Here is a 22602-nt window from a genome sequence, read left to right as displayed (position 1 = left end):
GTCACGAGAGCTTCGACCGGCCAGTACGAAACCCCATTGGCTGCGTAGTCGAGCATCTGGGCCACGACTTCGCGGCGCGCCCTAGTGTCTGTTGCCCTTTTCACCTCCACCAGAACTGGAACGCCATCGCCGTCTACAAACAGATGGTCTAGAGACCAGCGCCCTCCGCCCTGCTCCTGGTCCGGGACCGGCGCTTCGCGCTGGAGCAAAAACAACCTTCCCGATGAACCGGCTACGATCGAGAGCAAGCCAGGATGCGTCGCCAGAAGCCGCTGGAAAAGCTCTTCAGAGTCGTACTCTGTCGGACTGAGCTCGGTGGCTTGCCCCCCGTCGGCGGGAATTAAGAAGATAGATCGAGTTTCCACCTGGTTCCCGTTCTTAGGCCGGAGGGGCGAAGTTCACTGCTGCGTCACCACTATGTAGGTCGAACCAACTCCCCGCCTGACAACAGGCTGACGCCACCGCAGAAGAGAGCTCACCTGCCGCTCTGGAGTATCCCGAAACTGATGCTCTACGCGGCTGCTAAAGTTCCAAGCACCAAAGCCCTGGTCCAGCACCACTTGCGCCTTTTTCCCGTCTGCGAAGCTTACTGTCAGGTAACGTCCGTGGGGCACTTCAGCCAGTGTCAGCGTCACGTCGATGTTCAGCTGCGTTCCGAGCTGCTGTAGCACTGCCGCACGCGTACGCTCCTCCTCCCAATCGTGGTTTGCAAAGCGAGGAGGCAGGTCATTTCTGCGAGAGAGCGGCGGCGTCTTGATCAGAAGCTTCGCCGCCTCACCACCAGAACGCTTAGCGAGAGCAGCAGCAGTAGACACCAAAAGCCATGCGGTAAGGGGGGACCGAACGTAACCGTCCTGATAAGTTAGCCCAACGATAGGGCTATCGTGCCAAGACCCGGCCTTCTTGAGAGATGCCTCGATTGTTCTCGCAGCCCTCATACCGAAGTCATGGGCAGAGCCGTCGAGATCCCGCGTAATTTCTCTGTATTGGGCTCCGGGGGGTGGTTCCAACATCTCCCTGGGGAGACTGGTGGTCTCCAAGGTGATGTTCAGAGGGGCGCGTACGATTGGATGCTTATCAGAACGTCCCCAATTCTCATCCAGGACTGCCGCCTTTTCGTCGCGGGAGGCCAGCACGTGTGATTGGGCGCCTTCGACAATGGCTAAGGCCAACCCACCGTTGGGGAAACCGGGGGCCTGGCCGGTGAAGAGCTCAAGTTTGTACCTGGCGGCGACATCCCGCAATGCAAGCACCGCCGCGGGAGCAATCCCGCGACGCACGCTCGCGGGCAGAACTAGCCGAAGTGTGCGCCCTCGGAAGGCCCAATTCTCTAGTGCTGGCCCGAGCTTGAGTTGGCTCAGACCCACAGGATCTGGAATTTCGCTCGTGAAGAGGGTCAGACTGGCCGTGCCATCCGCGGTCAACAACCGGTCTAGATCCTCGATAGGCGCGGCCGACAACTTCGTGTCTGGGCCGATTTGATCGTACTCAGGAACCGTCTCATTCAACAGCAGGTGCGCTTGGAGAAAAGCCTTCGCAGCGGTTCGGTCGAGACTATCAGGTTCATCGGGAGCATCTGAGACCAATACGCATGCAGGGCACCCGGTTTCGCACCCAGGAGTCGCGCAATTCAGGATACTCCAGGCGCGCTGCATCATCTCCGAGAAATGGTGCTCGGCACTTGCAGCAAACCCCGCGCCGCCCGAGGCCTTGTCAAAGAGAAACAGCGAGCGGGTCTTGCCCTCGAAGGCGTTCGATGTAACTCGGACGCTGAAGCCAATGTCGGACGGTTCGACACCCAGTACCAGTGCCAGTCCCTCCCGCATGGCAATCGCCAGCGCGTTCGCCGCAGCTTTACCAGGATCTTGGCTTGGCTGCAGCTCAAAGACGTCGGTCGTGAACTCGTAGCCCAGGGCCAAATGTCTCTGGATCGAGAATGGCTGAGTATTGCCAGCGCAAGTCGACTTACCTCCTCTCACCGGCCTAAGCGTTTTATGGCCGAGAAGCTCCCCGGGGAGCGGCGGATTGACGTCTGCCGCAGCGTGTTCTGCCGCTGCCTTCCCACATTGAAGACAGATGGCATATCCGTTCTTCAAAGCTCCCTGGCTGGCGTGGAACACATGCCCTTCGCGGGAAGAGCGCATACGTCCTGCTTCCGGAAGGGGTAAGGGTGTCCAACGTGCCAGTCCCGTCGACACGTGCGCTTCTTCGGGCGGAACATAGGTCACCGCCTCGACTTCGGCATGAGCCTTCTCGCTTGTATCGACGCTGAACCCTGCCGGCCGCAAATAGCGTGTCGCCTGGTAGATGGGTTCCCCACAGGCGGGGCAGCGCTCCGGCCGATCACCTGCAGCGCTACCTGCGGATCCGCAGTTCGTGCAGGTCCAGTGATGCCGCAGGCTCTGTACCGCCCTCACGCCCTCCTCTCCGGCAGGCCGCTGCCAATTCAATGTGACCCCAGCAGACTTATGGACTAAGCCGTCCAGAACGACCTCGCAGCCGGGAGCGTAGTCACGGATGGCGATCTCCAGCTGACGCTGCGGCCCACCACGACGAGAATATGGATTCTCGCCCTGCGTCCCAACATCAGTGGTCTTTGGCTGCTGATGTGGCAAGAAACTCACCACATCCGTTGGGAAACCATGCCCGGGTAAGAAGCCGCGGTCGGCCAGCGCACTGGGTAGGAATTCTTTGCACAGCCGATGTAGCTGCAGCCGGGCACCGGTCCTAGCGCCCTGCCTTCTGTCCTCCCCTGTCGCCTGCTGCCGCAGCAGTTCCCACTCGGTTTGAAATGCGTGCAGGAGGGCTTCCATCGCTTCTGCACTTGCATCGACCACAGTTCGATCATTCGCCAGCGCCGATCCCCTCGTTAAGGTGAGCAGTGATGGACCATGTTCATCCCAAGTGCCTGCGCGGCGGACCCAGTCAAGAAACCCCGCCACAGGCCAAGTGTCCTTGGACGGGCGTTCAACCTCTGGATCAGACGGACATCCCAGGAAAGAGCCGATTTCAAGAGCTAGCAAGTTGCCTCCGGTCATCCGCAGGAACGCCGCCAATAGATATGCATTGGCATGCCGCTGCACGATCGGGCGACTGGTCAAAGTCACCCGAGGGGCGGCGATACTGCGCTGAAGGAACTTGGCCGGATCTCTGTAGGCAGCACGGTCAAGAGGGCGGTCCTTGGCGAACGTAAACGCAAGAGAAACTGGCTGCCCTCGTCGTCCCGCTCGCCCGACCCGCTGTTTGTAGTTGGCAATCGAGGGCGGCACATTTGTCATCATCACCGTGGAGACAGACCCGATGTCGACGCCCATCTCCATAGTAGTGGAGCAATTGAGAACATTGATCCTGCCGGCCTTGAAGTCCTTTTCGTAGGCTCTGAGCCTGGCGGTGTCCTGCTGCGCTGAATGCTCGGCAGAGCGAGCGTAGTTCGCGAAAAGAGCAACGCGATCGTTGATGTCTCGCCAAATGCCCCTTCCCCGAAGCTCGCTCACCGAGGCGTCGGTGGAAAGCCACTCTTGGATTGAGGCCCTCGCTACCGGCTGCTCCTCCGCATCCAGAACACTTACCGGCAGCTTGGGGAGCACTATCGGCTGCGCTTGATCGGGAGAACGTTGCGAGCGGCCAAGCCCGTAGACAGTCAAACCAAACGGCGCAACGTCAAGAATGCGCTGAGTAACGGGGCAATAGAAGGCGTTCACAAGCGGTGCGACTCGGAACTTACCGAAGTCAAAGGCGCGCTCGGCTGACCCAGACCAGACCATAGGCGTTCCAAGTCTATCCCAGGCCGACCTCAGGCAATCATCCAGGTCATCCCGGTCACCGCGGTCATCAAGGTTCAGCTGCAATCCTTCCTTCAGAAGGAGGACGGCTCGGCCGCGGGCAAAGGGCCCAGCAGACGGCCACGCGAGCGCTCGAGGTAGTCCTTTGACGTCACTTCCCGCCGGTCGATAGAACCTGGGGAAAGTCTTTGGCATGATCCAATTCTGCATCCAGTCATGCACGTGAATGGCGCTGTTGGCTCGAACCATATGCGTTAGGACCGCGTAGAGATAACTCCTCCAGTCCTCTATTGATTTGGATCGACGCCTAAACGGCTCGGGAAGCGCTGTTTCGCCAAGTTGTTCGATGGGATCACAACGCAGGGCCGCCAGTCCCAGCGTTTCTACTGAGTTGGCTCGCGTGGGCCGGCGGGCGAACTCTCGTAGCAAGAGGAACTCCGCTAACTTAGCGGGATCAGCAAACCGTTCGTCGCGCTCCTCCCAGACTTCTCTGATCCAACTGGTTACCTCCAACCGCTCAGCAAGTCGGCTACGCAAGTGATCCCACGCAATACCCTTTTCGTGACCGCCTCTTGCGCCCTTTAGCTTCTCCTTCTGCTCGGTTATGAGCGCTTCAAGCACGTCGTTCGGGCCTGCTGACAAAGCTTGCTCAAGAGCTGCAATCCGTCTGAGAACGTCGTCCTCATTGGTCGGCTGGGTGCCAGTATCTCGTTCCGACTGAACGCTGTGATAGACAAATGAGCGAATAAAATTCCGTTCTGCTTCGCTCTGTAGTTTAGCCGAGAGGCGGGCGGTGCCCTGCCGGCTATCGGTGAACGACAGCAGACGCCGGCCCTGTGAGGGCAACGGCTCATCAGTCTTGCTCTCCGGTGCCACGGCCTCGAGCAGTATGGGGGTGGCGTTACTAAGAAAGAAGGGAGCGCCAAAGCGTAGAGGCCGAAGGGCACTGCCTTGCCGCGCCTTTCCCCCGCAGCATGGGCAATCCGCTCCCGGTGCTGGGTCTTGGTATGCCAGCTGCACCGTATCAGCGGTCTGCTGCGCCCGGATCTGCCCAGATTTGGCTTCAACGAACATGGGCCGCCCTGCGGCCGAGTTTGCAGGGAAATAGCGGTCTATACTCAACAAGGGCCTTGGGATCGCTGCCGCATCGCCTGCCTCTTGCTCGCCAGAGGACTCGTCAAGCTCACTTCCTTGTTCGCGATCAAGTTCTTCCCTGAACTCATCATCCGGAGGCAGCGTATGGCGTAGGCCAAGACGATCGCCTCGCTCTAGCCCATGCAAGATCGCCTCGCCACACAACGAGCAGGATTGAATCTCCAACACCACCGATCGGCAAGAAGGGCACTGCTCCACCATCTCAGTGAGAACTCGTCCAAACGGCCAGTCACCTGGTGAGCCGGAGCACTGAGGGTTGATGCAGGACCAGAGCCCCGGCATCGCGCGTTGGAAAGAATGCACCCGCAGTGGGGCCAAACGATCGCCGGCTGTTCCGTTCGGCCCTCTGGCCGCCGCCCGCGACAAGCATTCCACTAGTTCCGACGGGGAAATGGAAAGGTCATCAGCCACAGCGCGGAAACGGTGCGCTGTCACAGGACCTCGAAAAAGGTCCTGAACCAGGCCACGAACAGAAGTGTTCGCCGCAAGTTCGTCAAACAGCTCGTAGTCATCGAGACTTGCTAGCTGCTTGAGGCCTGGCTTAGGCCGTGCAGCGGTCAGTTCTGGAGCACGGCGATGTCCCTCGACAACGACCACTTGGCTATTTCTTAGCCCCGCTACGTCGGCGAGGAACTTTTGAAGCGCCAGCTTGACCTTTTCGCCTTCACCAATAGTGGCGGAGGTCGCAACGAACCGCACGTCCTCGGGCTTGACACCGAAAGCCATCAAGACTCGCCGTAACAGCAGAGCGATCTCGGCGGCTGCAGCGCCCACCAATGTATGAGCTTCGTCGAGAATTACCCACTTCAGCTTGCCTTGCGACTTTGCGAGGATCGGCTGGTCGGCCGGGCGTACAAGAAGGTACTCCAACATCGTCACGTTGGTAACCAACAGCGGCGGCGGTGAACTGCGTAAGGTCTTGCGATCGTGCACCTCCCATGGCTCAGCTCGTCCTTTGGCGTCCCGATCGTCCTCGGGCAAATTGCCGTTGTATAGGCAATAGCGAATCTTGCCGTTGAACGGTGCTGTCCATTCAGAGAGCCGGTCCTTTTGGCTCTCAATCAGCGCGTTGAGCGGATAGAGCATGATAGCTTCCACCCCTTCGATCGCGCCCCTTCCCGCTCGCCTGGCCAGGGTCTCAAGAATGGGAACAAGGAAGCATTCCGTCTTCCCTGAGCCGGTGCCAGAGGTGACCACCAGGGAGGTCGGCTTCTCGGCCAACAGCGTCTCCCAGGATGCCAGCTGGTGTTTGTAAGGGTGAATTGCTCGCGGAAAGGTATAGTCCCGCTTGCGTACGTCAGTGCGCCCATCCAGCACGTCGACAAGTTCTGGACTTAAGAGCCGCCCAGCCAGCTCCCCAAAGGTCACTGGCGCCGCTTGAAAGGGATAGGCGCCTTCCAAGACCGGCTCTTGCACGATCGCTTCCACGGAAGGCTCCCCCTCCACAAGTAAGCGTCGGATCTCCCGAATGAGCCCTTCATGGTTCAGGCCCGACTGAGCAATCGCGGCTTCGGCTGACCTGCGGCGAATATCGTCAACAACGGCAAAAGGCTTCATGAGGGTCTATGCAATCAAGGGGAGGAAATGAGCGTAGCCAGCGGTTACATAGTCGGGGTCAAGGTGCGTCGCCCTACGGATCAACCACAGGTCTTCCGGTTCCAGAGTCAGGGTCTTGCGAGCAGCAACAGCCATCAAGAATGGAGCGATCAAAGTGCTGCGGAAGAAGTCGTGCACGCGAGATGAAGCGAACTCCACCGGAGGAACAACTCCGGCCTGGCTGCACAAGCGGAACGCTCGTTCGACACCTGACTGGGCAAAGTCGAATCTTCCCTCTCCGTCGATGCCGGCCATTCGACGCATGTGCGCCTGCATCAACTCACCCAGAGGCAACTGGCCTTCGGCGTTGTACCCAGGCAGTGGCATACCGCATTGCTTGAGGATGCACTGAAGAGTCATATCCAATCCGCAGAGTTTCTCCCCCTTGGTCTGGACGGTCTCCAGTGCCACTTGCATTGCTTCGTTTGCCGGAAATACCGAGGACAGCTCAGATTCCAGCCTTCTGAAGTATCCCTCTATTGCGTGTTGCCAATCGGCAATTGGTAAGCATGCCCACGAAAAAGGAAGCTCTCGTTCCAAATTCCAGACGGCCTCCAGCTCACGCTCGTCACGGCTTTCAACGAGAAGGCGCGTCAATGCTCTTGGTATGAACGGTAGTGCTGCAAGCGCATCAAACGCGCTGGGGGTTAGGCCATTGAGTCCCGTCACCGCAGCGCGGAGCCAAGGCGTGTCTGCCCCGGCTCCTCCATCTCCGAAAGCTTTCAGCGCCGCGAAGACTTTCTGTTGTCGGAGCGAGTAGCTGGTCTCGGACAGGGCCGAGACCAGCGTTCCATCGTCTACCAAGCTGCCGCTTTTGTTAGGCAGCAAGGCGGGTCGGCTGATGACCTGCCCCCCTTCTCTCAAATACACCAAGGCGGGTAACTGAAGATCCGCGGGGATCCGGCATATTGAGTCAGAGCCCGGGTGCAGCTGGAACTCTTCGCCCGGCTTGATGATCGACTGGGCCAATACCTGAGTGTCGTCACCTACGGCTGCAAAGACACCATCTTCGCCAAAAGTCAGTCGCTCGAGCCGCGTGTGATTAACGATCCAAGGCCGCCCCGATTGCCCGCGTATTGTGAGTTCAATCACCGCATCTTGGTCGGGAACCAGGGAGAGCAACTGCTGAAACAATGGGCCGAGCTGGGTGAGGGCTAGTTCGCCTTCGAACGCCAGATCTAGTGCAGTATTTGGTGGAGTCTTGTGCCCCCGCAATTGGGCGTCCAACCGGACCCGGTGGGGAGCGACAAAGTAGGCGCCTCGGAGGTCGTGAAGGGCCAGCCTTGTTCCCTGCTCAGCGAGCGAACCATCTGCCAACACGAGCAATGCATTGCGCGTAGCAAGCGGCACCTCAACAATGAAACTGGAACCTTTAGGTGGCGTGAGTTGGACCTTCTGAAAATATGGAGGCGCCCCGGGATATTCGATCTCAAAAGTGTTCTCGATCGACCGCCACGAATTGCCAGGCACTTCGACTGGCTTTGCCCGCCAAGCGTCAAGCCCCTCGAGTAGGACAGTTGCCCGCGAGCCCTCCAGCCGTCCCGTGATCCTTGTCTCCGCGGGAAGGACACCGACCTGGAACCGGTCCCGTTGAATCCCTGAATCGGGGTCACGCCAAAGAACATCGACGAACCCCTCTGGAATCCTAACCTTGGTGACGTCGTGAAGACTGCTCCCCGGCTGGCGCCGCCAGAATACTTCTCCGGCTTTCGGCTGCCGGAGCCGACGGCTTTCGGCGATGTTGAACGCGGGGGCACCACAAAAGAGAAGCGTCTTAAGATCTTGGGGGCGGAAGGTGCTGATGAACTTTCCTGAGGGTTCGAGTGCCCGTTCATCCGGACTTGCACCGGGTTCGACTAAATAGACGTCTCCGGTCGTCGCGTCCCTTATCCGTACAGCGCGGTCGATATGGACCAGGTCGAGGCCAAGCTCAGGCACCGAACCAGCTAGATCGAGTGACCGGCCCTCTAGATCTGTGGCGAGCCAGCCCCGAGGCATGGCAGCGATGAGCTGCTTCTGGTGCGACTGCACTGACCCGGTGCCGGCTAGCCTCAACTGCCGGCGCCCATCTGCGCCGGCTTCTTCCTCAGCAAACACCAGGAGCTCAGAGCGCACAGCACCGCCCCCGGGCCAGATTATCCCGGTGCGGGTCCCATCCTGCACCACTTCGGCAGCAACGGGACTCGTGAACGGGAAGTTCTCGATGGGTCTGCCGAGACGTACTAGCGGCCGAACCCGCCAGGTTCGGTCTTCCTCCGATGGCGGTTCCAGAAGCGCGAAGGCACCCGATATTTGCCGCGCCAGCTCTCCAACTGGAACCACCCTGCCCCGCCCGAGGTCTGCACTTACCTCCTTGAGACGTGATAGGGGAATGGTTCCATCGCTCCGAAGCTGAAGGGCAGGCTTCCAATCGCCGGCCGCCGTCTCCAACAAGAGCCGCCTTGTCCCGATCTCACCCTTGAACTGTCCTGCCCCCGTATCCCGCACCAGCCCATTGATGAGGTTTGTTACGATTTCCGCGCCGTCCGCGGGAACATGGATCGGGATATCGTTCCTCCAATTTGGCTCTGCGTGATCGAGCAGAGTGACAGGGTCGACGGCAATGCCGGTGAGCATTTTTGTGCGCTCCTCGGCGATCCTCTTCCAATGCAGGACCGAACAAACGAGCCGACTGCAGAGGACAAGGAAATCTTCATCCCGGTAGCTGTCTACGAGGCGATGCTGTTCATCCTCAGCCAAAGCGACAATCTCGGGTTCTTCATAGGCCTGCTCGAGCAAGGCTCGGCGCATGAGATTCGAGAGGAATTCCCGAAGCCAACCATGCCCACCTTGCAAGACAGCGTGGAGCGGTATTCCTCCCTCCAAGGCGATGCTTAAGAGCAGTTCTCGTCCGCTATCGGTGCGGCGAAGCGGCCGTTTCCAAAAGCTCAGGCCCCGTTCGGTGAGCTCTGCGCGCTGCGTTTGGTTCAACTGCCCCACTACGTCAGGCGCCAGATCTACCCACCGCAGCATGCCCCCAATGGATCGGCGTCGGAACCACTCTGCCCCATACAACACAAAGAGCGCCGACGATCGTAGATCTGGGTCATGTAGCCGCCCACCTCTACAAAGCTCTCGGAGAAGCATTGTAACCCTGTCGAACTCCGCATCCGTTAGGCGGTAGAGGCACAGCGGCCTTTCGTCTGGACCTGGGATGCTGTGTCGCTGAAAGAGTGAGGCAAAGAAGTCTCTCACAGGGGTAGGCTTGCTGCCTGTGCGCACCTCAGGCGGGAGATCCGGCCTTCTTGCTCTGTTTGTGCTAAGCCGGACCTCTGGAGAGACGCCCTCCGTCCCCGGAAATGCTCCCAATCCGTTCAGCTTCCGCAGTTGACCTAACCTGCGCACCACATCCATTTGCAGGTCAATCGCTGCGTCTGAATTGCGGGACTTCAGTGCCTCATTGATCTCTGCGAGCCGAACAAAATCGTCTTTGCTCTGCCTGAAGATTTCAGCAAGCAAATCTAGCGGCAGCCCTTGCAAAGAGCTCATCTTCCCCCCAGCGCATTCCCCAGCACCTTGGTCCTAACCAAAAAGGCGCCCCAGCAGCGTTTTGAGTCTGCTGACCAGAACCCTAACGGCCTTCTGCGGAAAATCTACCACTTTGGTTGGACGGAACTGCTGCACTGCGCTCTGTTAGGAATCTACCTAGCAGGGTGTTGAAGAAGTCGCTCGTCGGATCGGTTGTTGCGTGATTCAATGGACTCCGCTGATTTGCGGAGGCGGGATGCGGGGAGCGGACGAGAGGACTGGTGCCTTGTTCAGCTATGTGGATCTGGAGTCACGGGTGCGGAAGGACCACCCGCTGCGCACGATCCGGCGGCTGGTGAACGAGGCGCTGTTGGCGCTGGAAGGTGAGTTTTCTTCGCTCTACTCGGGTTTGGGTAGGCCCTCGATCGCGCCCGAGAAGCTGCTGCGGGCGATGCTGCTGCAGGCATTCTACTCAATCCGTTCGGAGCGCCAGTTGATGGAGCGGCTGGAGTTCGACCTGCTGTTTCGCTGGTTCGTGGGTCTGGGGATCGACGATGCGGTTTGGGACCATTCGAGCTTCTCGAAGAACCGCGACAGGCTGCTCGAGGGCGATATCGCCGCGAAGTTCCTGGCGGCGGTCTTGGCGCAGCCGCCGGTCAAGAGGCTGCTATCCACGGAACACTTCTCGGTCGACGGCACGCTGATCGAGGCGTGGGCGTCGATGAAGAGTATCCGGCCCAACAGCCCGGAGGACAACACGGATGAGCCGCCAAGCAGTGGTGGTGGGCGCAACCCGGATGCCAGCTTTCACGGCCAGAAGCGGTCGAACGCCACTCATGCTTCGAGCACCGATCCGCAAGCCCGGCTCTACAAGAAGGGTGCGGGCAAGGAGGCCAAGCTCTGCTTCATGGGGCACGGGCTGATGGAGAACCGCCACGGGCTTCTGGTCGATGCCTGCCTGACGCATGCGGATGGCCATGCCGAGCGGGTGGCGGCGCTGCATATGATCGAGCCTCATGCCGACCGGCCGCGGGCCATCACACTGGGCGCCGACAAAGGCTATGATGCCGAGGATTTCATCAATGAACTGCGCTCCATGCGGGTAACGCCGCATGTGGCTCGCAACCTCAGCGGCCGCCGCTCTGCAATTGATGGACGCACAGCGCGCCATTCCGGCTACGCCGTGAGCCTGCGCACCGGCGGCAAGGTGGCGGTCAAGGTCATCAACCATCTTGGGGACGAGGTGATGAAGGTAGTGGGGGTGTGACGTCTCTACCGCCTCATGGCCGCGTTGCCTGCAGCATGTGTCACGCCGGTCACTGCAAAGGGTTTGATCAGACTGTCACCTCAGAGGGCGACTGGCGCATAACCCACAATCCGCTGGCTTGGGGAAATCCGCAGGCAGAGGTAGCAGTGCTCGGCTTTTCGAAGGGTCCTACACAACGGGGTGCTCTTGCGAGATCCCAGCATGACGAGATCGCCTTCAAGGGCGGGCGAACGGCTCTCGCAAAGATCCTCCACCATCTCGGCTTAGTTGACCGCCCTGAGGCGCGGGTGGTTGATCGCGCCATATCCGACAGAAATGGTCGCTTCCACTTTGGCTCACTCATTCGCTGTACGGTTGAGAGGTACGATCAAAAGTCGACTGAGTGGATGGGGACGGGCGGTGGCATGCTCGACAAGTTCACCAAGACGCCCTTCGGCCAGCGGGTGCTGTCCAACTGCATAGGGGCGCACCTGACGGAGTTGTCTCCCAAGACAAAGCTCGTGATCATGCTCGGGATGGGAGCAGGTGGAAACTACGTCGAGGAATGCCGACGCTCATTCATAGCTTCGAGGGCGCAAGCGACATGGCGCCAGATCAATGAGGTTGCCTATTGGGACGGGCGGCTGGCAGTGGTTCACACTGAACACTTCAAGTCTCAAGGGGCACTGCTACCGAACTGGCTTTCAGGAGATAGTCATCCCAGGGGTAAGCTTGGGTTGATGGCACGCGAGGCCGTCGAGGGCGCACTAGGGACCACATTGTGACTCTCCTCTACGCATCGACTTTCACAAGGGCGCTCGACCGGCTGTCGGCGCCCGAGCAGAAGCAGGTGAAGATCACCGCCTTCGACCTCGCGCAGGACGAGAGCGGCAACGGTATGCAGTTGCATCGGGTGGAGGCGTCGCCCGGGTTCTGGACCGCCCGAGTTAGTCAGGACATCCGAATCGTTCTGCACAAGAATGGCGAACACACGCTGCTGGCCTTTGTCGGCCATCACGACGATGCCTATCGTTGGGCCGAGAGGCGCAAGCTCGTCCCGCATGAGCGCACGGGTGCCATGCAGCTGGTGGAAATCGTCGAGCGGGTTGAAGAGCGGTCGGCGCATGTCGAGGCGCTCGCCGAAGAAGTGCCGCCGCCGGTGGCCTTGAAACGACCGTTCGCTGAACTTCCTGATGACGCGCTGCTGGACGTGGGCGTGCCACGCGAATGGCTCGAAGCCGTGCGTGACACAGATGTGGCCCGCGTGGACGACCTCTTCTCGTCCCTGCCCGACGAGGCGGCCGAAGCGCTGCTCGATTTTGCCACCGGCGGTCGTCTGGCGGATCATGCCGCCTTGAAGGCTATGCCCGGCGCCGATCCCTTCGCCCACCCCGACGCACAGCGCCGGTTCCGGGCCGTCGAGGGGCTGGAAGAGCTCAGGGCCGCACTCGACGCACCATTCGCACAATGGGCCGTTTTCCTTCATCCTGCCCAACGCGCACCGATAACCCGAGACTGGAACGGGCCCGCCCGTGTTTCCGGATCGGCCGGCACCGGCAAGACGATCGTGGCGCTGCACCGCGCCGTGCATCTGGCATCACGTCCAGATGCACGGGTGCTCCTCACTACCTTCTCGAAGACGTTGGCCAAAAGCCTTGCCGGCAAGGTCAACCTGATGACCGAAGCCCTGCCAGACGCGCGACAGCGCCTCTCGGTCCGTGCCATCGATCAGGCAGCGCATGAACTTTACACGGGCGCTTTCGGACAGCCCAATCTGGCAACGACCGCCCAAATCCGTGCGCTCATCGACGCGGCGGTAAAAGCCGGGCTGGGCGCCGGGCACACACCGGAATTCCTGCTCGAGGAGTGGGATGAACTGGTCGATGCCTGGGGACTTCACGACCTCGAGGCTTATACACGAGTCCCCCGGATCGGACGGCGAACACGTCTCGGGCCGAAGCAGCGGGAAAGCACCTGGGAAGTCTTCGCCTTCGTTCGCGAGCGGCTTGCAGCACGAAGCGTCGTGACTATGGCGGATGTCTATGGCCGACTGTCCCGCTGGGTCGAGGATGGTGGCCAAGTGCCATTCACCCATGTCGTCGTCGACGAAGCGCAGGACCTATCTGTAGCACAGGCCAAGTTTCTCGCGGCGGTCGGCAGCGCAGGTGCGGCGGATGCGCTGTTCTTTACTGGCGACCTCGGCCAACGCATATTCCACCTGCCATTCTCGTGGGCCCGTTTGGGCCTCGACGTCCGTGGCCGGGCACAAGTTCTCAAAGTCTGCTATCGCACGTCCCATCAGATACGGAGCATGGCCGATCGCCTGCTCGAGCCAGAGATCGTCGATCTTGATGGCGAAGAGGAGAGCAGGCGCGGCACCGTGTCTGTGTTCGACGGCCCTGAGCCTTCTGTGCAGCTCTTCCAAGATGACAATGCTGAAATCGCCGGGGTATCGGAGTGGCTGCGTAAAAGACTCGGAGAAGGGATGAGCGAGCGTGAACTCGCAGTCCTCGTTCGCGGTCAGCCGCAACTTGGACGAGGCCGTGCTGCTGTAAAAGCCGCTGGCGCCGAGATACCGGTAATCACAATGCACGATGCCAAGGGACTTGAGTTTCGGGCAGTCGCCGTCATGGCGCTCGATGAGGATGTGCTGCCTGACCGGGAACGGCTGACAGCGTTGGGCGATATTGCGGACATTGTCGCCATCCAAGATACCGAGCGCCACCTGCTCTATGTGGCGGCGACGCGCGCACGCGATAGGCTTATGCTCTCTGGTGTGGCGCCTGGATCTGAGTTCTTGGATGACATTCACTGATGTCGCTGGACATCCCATTCCGTCTGGCTGGAGGGATTGTTCCTGAAGGCCGCTAGATAGCTCTCATAAAAGGGTTGAGCCAGCTCATTGCCTTCCCGCTCCGAAATCGTGCGTGACGCAGATCGCAAGTTGCTCCAGCGCACTTCCAGATCGGCAAGCGCAACTGCGAAGCGCTTCTTGGCCTCTGCGGGATCTTTGGTTCCAAGGGTATGCTTCTCTTCCGTCCGCCCGACCAGCGCCTGCAAATCAGCTGGCACTCGCCGTCTTAGCCAGTAGACGCCGGTCTTCGGGTGTTTCCAGGGGCGTGACATCATCAGGACCATCTGTGTACCACCTTTGTGTACCACCAGAACGGCTCTAAGTCACTGAACTGCCAGAATTCTCAAGATTTCAAGGCCTCTTGAGAGGGGCTGGCGGAGAGGATGGGATTCGAACCCACGAGGACCTTTAGAGCCCTGCGCCCTTAGCAGGGGCGTGCCTTCGACCACTCGGCCACCTCTCCGGCAGGGGTGGTGGTAGCCGGGAGGACCGTTTGTGGCAAGCGGTTTTTGCCCGCTGGCGTGATCCGGCGGCTCCGGCGCGGCCCGCTGCATTTGGCTTCGTGTTGTCGCAAATCGGCTGTAAACCAGTGCCACGGAGCGAATCGCGCTTTGCGGCGGAGGGCGAGAATGATGGGTGGTGGCCGGCTTAGGGCAGCGCTGTCGGTTTCGGCCCTGCTGATGATGATCGCGACAAGCCCTGGCCAAGAGCAGTTAGTGTCGGTCGCGCCGGTGGGCCCGTATCCGCCGTCACCGATCGAGGGCACCTGGCGGACGCAGCTTGCATCCGAGGTCACCATCGCCCCCTGCCCACAGGGTTGGTGCGGCACGCTGAGCAAGATCATCGTGCCGTCAGAGGGGCTGACGCCGGAAGAATTCGCGGCGGCGCAGCAGATGCCGGTGGAAGCCTTCACCGACATGCGCAACCCCGACCCCGCTCTGCGCGGTCGGCCGATGCTGGGGCTGCAGATGCTGACCCTTTGGCCGGGCAAGGAACCGCACATCTTCGACGGCGAGATCTACAATCCGCAGGATGGCAACACCTATTCCGGGTATATCGAGATGCTCGGGCCCGATCTGGTGCGGCTGCGCGGTTGCGTGCTCTTCAACGTCATCTGCCAGGGCGAGGACTGGGTCCGGGTGATCCCCGAACCCGAGCTCGACGCTCAACAATAGCCTAGCGCTGGTTGAACAGCACCTTCTGAGCCTCCTTGTCGTCGGCGAGGCTCTTTTCCGGCACATCCTTGCCCACGTTCAGGCCGCGCTCGACGGCGGGGCGGGCGTTCAGGCGCTCGATCCATGCAAGGACGTTTGGGTATTCCTCGCGGGTGATGCCGTAGCGCTCCCAGGATTGCGCCCAGCCGATCGAGGCGATGTCGGCGATGGAATAGGTGCCGGTGATGTATTCCTTGCCTTTGAGCTGGGTGTTCAGCACGCGGAACAGGCGGTGGGTCTCGTCGGTATAGCGCTTCTGGGCATAGGGAATCTTTTCCGGCGCGTAGACGTTGAAGTGGTTGTTCTGGCCGAGCATGGGGCCGAAGCCGCCGACTTGCCAGAACAGCCATTCGTCGACCTTGACCTGCTGGCGCAGGTCGGTGGGGTAGAGGCGGCCGAATTTGAGGCCGAGATATTTGAGAATGGCGCCCGACTCGAAGATCGAGATCGGCTGGCCGTCCGGCCCCTCCGGATCAACGATCGCAGGAATCTTGTTGTTGGGCGAAATGGCCAGGAACTCGGGCTTGAACTGATCCCCCTTGCCGATGTCGATGCGGTGATAGGTCCACGGCACGCCCAGCTCTTCGAGCATGATGTGGACCTTCTGCCCGTTGGGAGTTGCGAGCGAGTAGGCTTCGATCGGCTTGGTCTGGATGGTCATGGGCCCGTTCCGTTGTGGACGATACGCCAGTTATATCGGCGCTTAACGATGAAGGGCAAGGCGGCATGTGCCCCCTGCCCTTCGATCAGGCGCGTTCGACCACCAGTTGCGGGGTGCCGTCGCCCCGTACCGCGGGAGAGACGCCGCGGATATCGACAGTGCCGATAACCCGCTGCCGGTGGGCGGCGAACATGAAGTTCGGCGTGACGTTGACCGGCTCGTCGAACAGGATGGTCAGCTGGTAGTGCTGCATGTCGCTCATCACTTGCACGCCGAGAAGCATGCCCTTGTAAGGCTGCGACAGGTAGGTGCCACGGACGCGCTGTCCGACCTGGAAGGGCGGCGAGATGCGCTCCGGCAGAGCTGCGCGGGCAGTATTCCAGTCGCGGTAGCCGTGGGCGTGGGCGACGGCTTCGAGCGCGGCGGAATGCGATAGGGGATGGCCCGAGCGGGCGCGGTCTTCGCGCAGGGCGCGGGCTTCGGCCTTGAGGGTCTGGACGGATGGGGTGTCGAGCGAAAACGACATGACGAAGTCCTCTCATTCGCGATGAGGGCGTCTTGTTCATGGGGCTCGCCTTGCCACGATGCGCCGGTGCGAAGATGAACGAGGTTCGTTGTCTTGGCTCGGGGCTGGACTTCACCATCGGACATATGTCCGGCGAGCGGCGGGTGCCAGCGACCGCGTGGGGATATGGGCGTGATGGGCTTCGGTGTCAATGATCATCACGGGATCTGATCCGGAAGTCAGGCTTTTCCGTTAGCCCACTGGCCGAATCCGGCTTATGCAAGATGGGGACTCCCACCTTCTCGCCTCGCCGGCGAATCTTCCCGACGGACTGACCATGATCGAGACTGTGTTCCTGCTTGTTGCCGGCTTCCTGGGGGGCGCGGTGAATTCACTGGCGGGCGGTGGCTCGTTCATCGTCTTCCCGGCGCTGCTGTTTGTCGGCGTGCCGCCGGTGCTGGCGAATGCCTCGAACACCTATGCCGCCCTGCCCGGCTATGTGAGCGGCGTGGCGGGGTACTGGCAGTCGATGATGAAGTACCGGGACCGGCTGCTGGTCTATGGCATCGTCTCGCTGCTGTTCGGCTATGTCGGGGCCGAGCTGTTGCTGGTGGTGTCGGACGAGCAGTTCGGCCTTGTCGTGCCGTGGCTGATGCTGTTTGCGGTGCTGCTGTTCGTGTTCGGCAACCAGATCAACGCCTGGGTGGCGGCGCGCAACACTGGCGGGCGCGGCATGAAGGCGCTGGGTGCCGTGCTGCTGTTCGGCTTCCTTGCGGCGGTCTGCATCTATGGCGGGTTCTTCAATGCCGGGCTTGGCATCCTGCTGCTGGCGTTCCTTGCGACGGCTGGGCTGACCGATATCCACGCGATGAACGGGCTGAAGCTCTACATCTCGACGCTGGTGGCGCTGGTGGCGGTGGTGCGGTTTGCCATCGGCGGCTCGATCGACTGGTACCATGGCTCGATCGCGCTGGTCGGGGTCACCATCGGCGGCTACGTGGCGGCACGGATGGCCAAGCACATCCCGACGCAGTGGATCCGCATGGGGGTGATCATCTATGGGATCGGCATGACGGGATACTTCTTCGTGCGGGCCTACGCTTAGCGCCCTTCCCTAGTGCAGGTTCGAGTGCCGAACCCATACCGCGATGTCGTGGAAAGGTGCGCCGCCGAAGGGGGGTGCGGGGGTGGCGTTGGTGAGCCGGTTGATGCCTTGGCCGCCGCGATGGGCCTTGTTGGGGTGAAGACCTTCGGCGATCAGCACGCCCAGTGACATGCCGGTGCGGACGCGAGCGGTGAGTTCGACTTGGCCGCGGCGGTTGCCGACAGTGACCGGGTCGCCATCGACGATACCGAGACGCTGGGCGTCGTTGGGGTGGATGAACACCGAGGGAACACCCTCGCGGCGTTGACTGCCCGGCGTTTCGTTGAAAGTCGAGTTGAGAAAGGCCCGGGCCGGGCTGGTGGCGAGGCGGAACGGGTGTTCGCCGTCGGTGCGCTCGATGATGTCCCAATGGTCGGCGAAGCGTGGCAGCTCTGCCGGGTCACAGGTCCACATGTAGCCCTTCTTGTCGGCGACCGCCTGCCAATCCGGGGTGAAGCGGAAACGGCGATCGGGCCAGCCGAAACCCTGGCGAAAATGCTGCTCATCCTCGGCCCGGGTGCGGTCGACGAATCCGGTCTGGGCAACGGTGTCGAGGTCGGGGTAGCCGGAGCGCCGGAAGGTCTCGGCGACGAAATCGCGGTCGGTGCCGGAGAAATCGGTGGGGTCGAGCCCGAGGCGGACGGCGAGTTCGTTGATCACCTCGTGATTGGACCGGGTTTCGCCCGGACGCTCGACCACCGCGGGGCCGTAGAGCACGCGGGTGTGGCCGCCGCGGGTGTAGTAGTCGTTGTGCTCGAGGAACATGGTGGCCGGCAGCACGATATCGGCGAACTCCGCCGTCTCGGTCATGAACTGCTCATGCACAACAAGGAACAGATCCTCGCGCGCAAGGCCGCGGTGAACCAGGGTCTGGTCGGGCGCGACGGCGGCCGGGTTGGTGTTCTGTACCAGCATGGCATGCACGGGACCGCCGCCGACAAGCGCCGCCGGATCACCGGTGAGAATGGGGCCGATGGCCGACATATCGAGCCAGCGTGGATTGCCCTTCTGCAGGCGGTCGCCGGTGATGACGGATTTGTCGAGGCCCCAGGTGCCGGAATTGCTGTGCAGGGCCCCGCCGCCGCGATGCTGCCAGGCGCCGGTCATCGCCGGGATGCAGAGGGCGGCGTGCATGGCCGTGGAGCCGTTGCGCTGGCGGGTAAAGCCATAGCCGAGCCGGAAGTAGCTGCGTGGCGTGTTGCCGACGAGATGGGCAAAGGCGGTGATGGCCTCCACCGTAAGTCCCGTGATTTCCGCCGCCCATTCGGGTGTGCGGGTCTCAAGGTGCGCCTCGAACTCGGGCGAGAAGTCGGTGTGGCGGGCCATGTAGTCGCGGTCGGCGAGGCCGTCGCGCAGCAGGATGTGCATGACGGCCACGGCCAAGGCGCCGTCGGTGCCGGGGCGCAGGATCAGGCCCATATCCGCCTGCGCCATGGTGGCGGTTTCGTAGATGTCGATGACGACGATCTTGGCGCCCCGTTCCTTGCGAGCGCGCATGGCATGAGTCATCACATTGACCTGGGTGTGCACCGCATTGGTGCCCCAGATGACGACGCAGTCGCTCTCGGCCATTTCCTCCGGGCTGACGCCGGCAAGATAGCCGGTGCCGGCGATGTAGCCGGGCCAGGAGGTGCCGATGCAGATGGTTTCGTACTGGCGGGAATAGCCCTTGGCGGCGCGCAAGCGGTGGATGCCGTCGCGCTGCACGTGCCCCATGGTGCCGGCATAGAAATAGGGCCAGATGGCTTCGGGCCCGTGCTCGGCCTCGATAGCGGCAAAGCGCGTGGCAATCTCGGCCATGGCCTCGTCCCAGGAGATGCGCTCGAACTGACCGGAGCCCTTCGGCCCGGTGCGCTTCAGAGGGTATTGGAGGCGATTGGGGTGGTGGATGCGCTCGGCGTAGCGGGCGACTTTCTCGCAGATGACCCCGGCCGTGTAGGGGTCGTCCTTGGCGCCACGCACGCGGCCAATGGTGCAATCGTCCACTAGATCGACGTCGAGCGCGCAGGCCGACGGGCAATCATGCGGGCAGACTGAGCGGACGGTACGGAGCGCGACGGGCTTGTTCATGGGTGTGAGAATAGCGGGCGCCGCTGATGGCGACAAATTGGTTGTGGTGATTGGGGGTATTCCGAGGGGGAATGGCCGAGCGGCAGCACCCGCCGGGGTGACCGTCGGTTCGATTGGAGGCGGAGCCCCGAGGCGATGGCGCCTCTGAGATTTTATTCGTGAGACGACATCGCCTCGGGGCGCCGGGATTTTAGAACGGGGCGCGACGACTCCATTCCGGACATGGGATGGAAGCGTTCCATCCTCGCCGGACCTGAGCGGACCACCCGCGAGCCCAGGGAAAGAGCGACCTCCCCCTGCCCGGCCGTCCTTCCGCCACTGGTCGCTGCAGGCCGCCCCGTGCGGAAGAGATGAGCGGGAGTATGCATGAAGTGGAGGGGGTGGGAATTATTTCTGTGGGCGCATCCTTGCGCTGGGTCTTATTGGCGCGAGGATAGCCCGGCGCGGAGCCGCACAGCTCCGGCGCCGGGCGGCGGGCGGGCCTGGTGGGGATTGGCCATAAAGGCCGTAGCTTATCTTGCCCCCCGCTGCAGACCTTTCCGGCCATCCGAACGGTAGAGAGGCCTTTGACGGCCGCAAATAATCCAGGACGAACGGACAGCAAGCATGAGCATGAACTCCAACGATCCACGTTTCAACCACATCGTCGCTTTCGAGGTAAGCAAGGCCCATCTGGTGGTGCATACCCTGCCGGCCGACAGCCAGAAGATCATCCCGAACACCCCTATTCAGGTGCGCCGCCTACTCAGGGCAGAACAGCGCGTCAGCGCCAGGCTTGGCACCGGCCCCTTGCTGGTGGTGTGCGAGGCGACCGGCGGATATGAGCGCCATGTGCTGTCCGAGGCGGTCGCACTGGGTCTAGCCGTTCACCGGGCCCATGGCAGCCGTACTCGGCTCTTCGCTCGCTTCAACGGCAAGCTAGCCAAGACGGATGCGATCGATGCCCGCCTGATCGCCCGCTATGGTCTGACCCCCGGACTGGAACTTTACCAACCGCCCAGTCCCGAGCAAGCCGCCCTGCGTCAACTCCGCCGGCGCCGTGACGAGCTCGCCCAGATGCTGCGAATGGAGGCCAACCGTAGCGAACACGCCAGTCTCAAGCGCTTGCAAACCTCGATCCAGCGCCACCAGACCTGGCTCAAAGGGGAACTGCAGGCCATTGAGACCGAGATCGAAGCCCTCATCAAGAAAACCCCTGAACTGCAGCGCAAAGCTGGCTTGATGCGATCACTCAAGGGCGTGGGGCCACACACCACGGCCGCTATCCTGGCTTACCTCCCCGAGATCGGCTCCATTTCGAAAGCTACCGCCGCGGCCATTGCCGGCCTAGCCCCTATCGCCAACGACTCCGGCCAACTCACCGGCAGGCGGCGCATCGGCGGAGGACGCGCCGACCTCAGATCCAGCCTCTACATGGCCGCCCTCGTCGCGCGCCAACGCAACCCTGCAATTCGGGCTTTCGCCGACAGCCTCAAGGCAAGAGGAAAGCCAAGCAAGCTCGTCCTCGTCGCCGTCATGCGCAAGCTCATCGTCATCCTCAACGCCATCGTCGCCTCAGGACAGCCCGCACGAACTTGACAAGACAAGACGGTAGATAAGGGGGACAAATTGGAGGGGCTGGTGTTTGCCGGCCCCCACCTAACTTCCCCCTGAAGGGGGAGGGACGGGCCGGTGGGTGCCGAGGTGCCGCGGCAGGCTCGATGCAGCCCCTCCCCCGCGGGGGAGGATGGGTGGAGGCGTGATCACGCCTGACGAGCAATGGATTGCCGGGACAAGCCCGGCAATGACGAAGGACCGATATAAGAGTGACTCTCCGCGTCGTTACCACCGGGCTTGTCCCGGTGGTCCAGACAAGTTCTCGATAGGCACAGCAGCAGCAACAACCCGGCGTCATTCCCGCAAAGGCGGGAATCCACTCTTTGGCTGAACGCCTCGGAAGGATGTATCCCCGCGGGATGACGCGGTGGGTGGGAGAGTTGCGGATGGATTGCCGGGACAAGCCCGGCAATGACGAAGGAGTAGTAGGGCAATGACTCTCCGCGTCTCGACCAAGGATCGACAGGGTCGAGCCTCTCCGCGTCGTCACCACCGGGCTCGTCCCGGTGGTCCAGAGGAGCTCTCGAGAGGCACCAGCGACAACCACGGCGTCATTTCCGCCAAGGCGGCAATCCACGCTTCAGTTGAGCTCAGGGGAAGAATGGATCCGGGGATGAAGTCGTGTTCTCCCGAACACCCTCGGTCCTAGAGCGTGGCGAAGGCCTTGGTGGCGGTTTCGAGGTTGCGGCGGGCGCGGTTGGTGGCGTGCTTGGCGAGTTGAGCGGCGCCAGAGTGAAACTGGGAAAAGGTCACGGCGCGCTGGTCTTCGGTGGCGATGGTGATGCCGCGCCAGTTGGGACGAACGGTGCGGACATCCGACCATTCGATGCGGGTTTCGCGACCGAAGGCACTCTTGTGTTCGAGCACGGAATTGTTCCAGCGCACCTTGGTAAAGAGTCCTCCGATGCCGATCAGGAAGGCACCGCCACCCAGCATCAGCGCTGCAAGGAAGGTCGCTACCAATTGCGTGGTTTCCACGTGGCGGGTGCCCGGGATGACGATCACCGCCGACATGAGAACGACGGCGAGGGCCGCGGCGCCGTAGCAGGCGAAGTATTCCACGATCGAGGGCCGCAGTTCGGACCAGCCGTCGATGGCGACTGCGTCTTCAGGCTGGATCAGGCGCAGGGCCAGGAAGGCGGCATAGCCAAAGGCGACGACGCCGGCCGCGCGGGCGAGCGGCAGACCGTCCGCCAGCGGGACATGCTTGAGGCCGAGAAGGGTGAGAATGATAAGCAGTGGCACAGCCACTTCCTGCCAGCGCAAGGGCAC

The 22602-nt window shown here is 61.6% G+C and carries 12 protein-coding genes, 1 tRNA gene and 1 pseudogene; 6 read left to right on the top strand and 8 right to left on the bottom strand.

Going from position 1 to position 22602, the window contains the following annotated elements:
* Window positions 1-398: 398 nt before the first annotated feature.
* Both ACFSX5_RS15860 and ACFSX5_RS15855 read right to left on the bottom strand, forming a co-directional pair.
* Complete coding sequence (locus tag ACFSX5_RS15860; RefSeq protein WP_386834748.1) at window positions 399-6494, bottom strand: DEAD/DEAH box helicase; 6096 nt, start codon at window positions 6492-6494, stop codon at window positions 399-401.
* A 6-nt stretch (window positions 6495-6500) separates the two neighbouring features.
* The gene (locus ACFSX5_RS15855) at window positions 6501-9926 is read right to left on the bottom strand and encodes an STY4851/ECs_5259 family protein (RefSeq protein ID WP_386835665.1); all 3426 of its coding nucleotides are present in this window, start codon (window positions 9924-9926) and stop codon (window positions 6501-6503) included.
* A 370-nt stretch (window positions 9927-10296) separates the two neighbouring features.
* Here ACFSX5_RS15855 and ACFSX5_RS15850 point away from each other — a divergent pair.
* The 3 genes and pseudogenes from ACFSX5_RS15850 to ACFSX5_RS15840 form a co-directional block, all read left to right on the top strand.
* Window positions 10297-11235: pseudogene (locus ACFSX5_RS15850) on the top strand (IS5 family transposase); the annotation flags it as partial.
* 476 nt (window positions 11236-11711) lie between these two features.
* Window positions 11712-12071 (top strand): hypothetical protein, encoded by a 360-nt coding sequence (locus ACFSX5_RS15845; RefSeq protein WP_386834746.1) that lies wholly within the window; start codon window positions 11712-11714, stop codon window positions 12069-12071.
* On the top strand, window positions 12068-14101 hold the full coding sequence (locus ACFSX5_RS15840; RefSeq protein ID WP_386834744.1) for a 3'-5' exonuclease: 2034 nt from the start codon (window positions 12068-12070) through the stop codon (window positions 14099-14101). Before ACFSX5_RS15845 ends, ACFSX5_RS15840 begins: the two co-directional genes overlap by 4 nt.
* Here the strand turns inward: ACFSX5_RS15840 and ACFSX5_RS15835 are convergent.
* Window positions 14095-14424, bottom strand: a complete 330-nt coding sequence (locus ACFSX5_RS15835) for a DUF6538 domain-containing protein (RefSeq protein WP_386834742.1) — start codon at window positions 14422-14424, stop codon at window positions 14095-14097. The genes ACFSX5_RS15840 and ACFSX5_RS15835 overlap by 7 nt on opposite strands.
* 88 nt (window positions 14425-14512) lie before the next feature.
* Window positions 14513-14603, bottom strand: a tRNA-Ser gene (locus ACFSX5_RS15830).
* A 166-nt stretch (window positions 14604-14769) separates the two neighbouring features.
* Here ACFSX5_RS15830 and ACFSX5_RS15825 point away from each other — a divergent pair.
* A complete protein-coding gene (locus tag ACFSX5_RS15825) occupies window positions 14770-15315 on the top strand; it encodes a DUF2147 domain-containing protein (protein ID WP_386834740.1) in 546 nt (181 codons plus the stop codon).
* Window position 15316: 1 nt separating this feature from the next.
* On the opposite strand, the gene ACFSX5_RS15820 is transcribed toward ACFSX5_RS15825, so the two are convergent.
* Together ACFSX5_RS15820 and ACFSX5_RS15815 are read right to left on the bottom strand one after the other, a co-directional pair.
* Complete coding sequence (locus tag ACFSX5_RS15820; RefSeq protein ID WP_386834738.1) at window positions 15317-16015, bottom strand: glutathione S-transferase N-terminal domain-containing protein; 699 nt, start codon at window positions 16013-16015, stop codon at window positions 15317-15319.
* An 85-nt stretch (window positions 16016-16100) separates the two neighbouring features.
* Window positions 16101-16541, bottom strand: coding sequence for a glyoxalase superfamily protein (locus tag ACFSX5_RS15815; protein ID WP_386834736.1), 441 nt, complete (start codon window positions 16539-16541; stop codon window positions 16101-16103).
* A 316-nt stretch (window positions 16542-16857) separates the two neighbouring features.
* On the opposite strand from ACFSX5_RS15815, the gene ACFSX5_RS15810 reads away from it, so the two are divergent.
* The gene (locus ACFSX5_RS15810; protein ID WP_386834734.1) at window positions 16858-17625 is read left to right on the top strand and encodes a sulfite exporter TauE/SafE family protein; all 768 of its coding nucleotides are present in this window, start codon (window positions 16858-16860) and stop codon (window positions 17623-17625) included.
* A 9-nt stretch (window positions 17626-17634) separates the two neighbouring features.
* Here the strand turns inward: ACFSX5_RS15810 and ACFSX5_RS15805 are convergent, their stop codons facing one another.
* On the bottom strand, window positions 17635-19734 hold the full coding sequence (locus tag ACFSX5_RS15805; RefSeq protein ID WP_386834732.1) for a molybdopterin-containing oxidoreductase family protein: 2100 nt from the start codon (window positions 19732-19734) through the stop codon (window positions 17635-17637).
* Window positions 19735-20340: 606 nt separating this feature from the next.
* Here ACFSX5_RS15805 and ACFSX5_RS15800 point away from each other — a divergent pair.
* The gene (locus ACFSX5_RS15800; protein WP_386832653.1) at window positions 20341-21312 is read left to right on the top strand and encodes an IS110 family transposase; all 972 of its coding nucleotides are present in this window, start codon (window positions 20341-20343) and stop codon (window positions 21310-21312) included.
* A gap of 663 nt (window positions 21313-21975) precedes the next feature.
* Here the strand turns inward: ACFSX5_RS15800 and ACFSX5_RS15795 are convergent.
* A complete protein-coding gene (locus ACFSX5_RS15795; protein ID WP_386834730.1) occupies window positions 21976-22575 on the bottom strand; it encodes a hypothetical protein in 600 nt (199 codons plus the stop codon).
* Window positions 22576-22602 lie beyond the last annotated feature (27 nt).

It is taken from the genome of Devosia albogilva (assembly GCF_042685625.1).
Taxonomy (GTDB): domain Bacteria; phylum Pseudomonadota; class Alphaproteobacteria; order Rhizobiales; family Devosiaceae; genus Devosia; species Devosia albogilva.
Note: the sequence above shows the minus strand (reverse complement) of the source record. Positions and strands in the feature narration are given on the sequence as shown.

Bases quoted from the DNA above. Each gene is read 5' to 3' on its own strand.
- ACFSX5_RS15860 (WP_386834748.1), bottom strand. From the start codon at position 6,494: ATGAAGCCTTTTGCCGTTGTTGACGATATTCGCCGCAGGTCAGCCGAA.
- ACFSX5_RS15855 (WP_386835665.1), bottom strand. From the start codon at position 9,926: ATGGATGTGGTGCGCAGGTTAGGTCAACTGCGGAAGCTGAACGGATTG.
- ACFSX5_RS15845 (WP_386834746.1), top strand. From the start codon at position 11,712: ATGCTCGACAAGTTCACCAAGACGCCCTTCGGCCAGCGGGTGCTGTCC.
- ACFSX5_RS15835 (WP_386834742.1), bottom strand. From the start codon at position 14,424: ATGGTCCTGATGATGTCACGCCCCTGGAAACACCCGAAGACCGGCGTC.
- ACFSX5_RS15825 (WP_386834740.1), top strand. From the start codon at position 14,770: ATGATGGGTGGTGGCCGGCTTAGGGCAGCGCTGTCGGTTTCGGCCCTG.
- ACFSX5_RS15820 (WP_386834738.1), bottom strand. From the start codon at position 16,015: ATGACCATCCAGACCAAGCCGATCGAAGCCTACTCGCTCGCAACTCCC.
- ACFSX5_RS15815 (WP_386834736.1), bottom strand. From the start codon at position 16,541: ATGTCGTTTTCGCTCGACACCCCATCCGTCCAGACCCTCAAGGCCGAA.
- ACFSX5_RS15810 (WP_386834734.1), top strand. From the start codon at position 16,858: ATGATCGAGACTGTGTTCCTGCTTGTTGCCGGCTTCCTGGGGGGCGCG.
- ACFSX5_RS15805 (WP_386834732.1), bottom strand. From the start codon at position 19,734: ATGAACAAGCCCGTCGCGCTCCGTACCGTCCGCTCAGTCTGCCCGCAT.
- ACFSX5_RS15800 (WP_386832653.1), top strand. From the start codon at position 20,341: ATGAGCATGAACTCCAACGATCCACGTTTCAACCACATCGTCGCTTTC.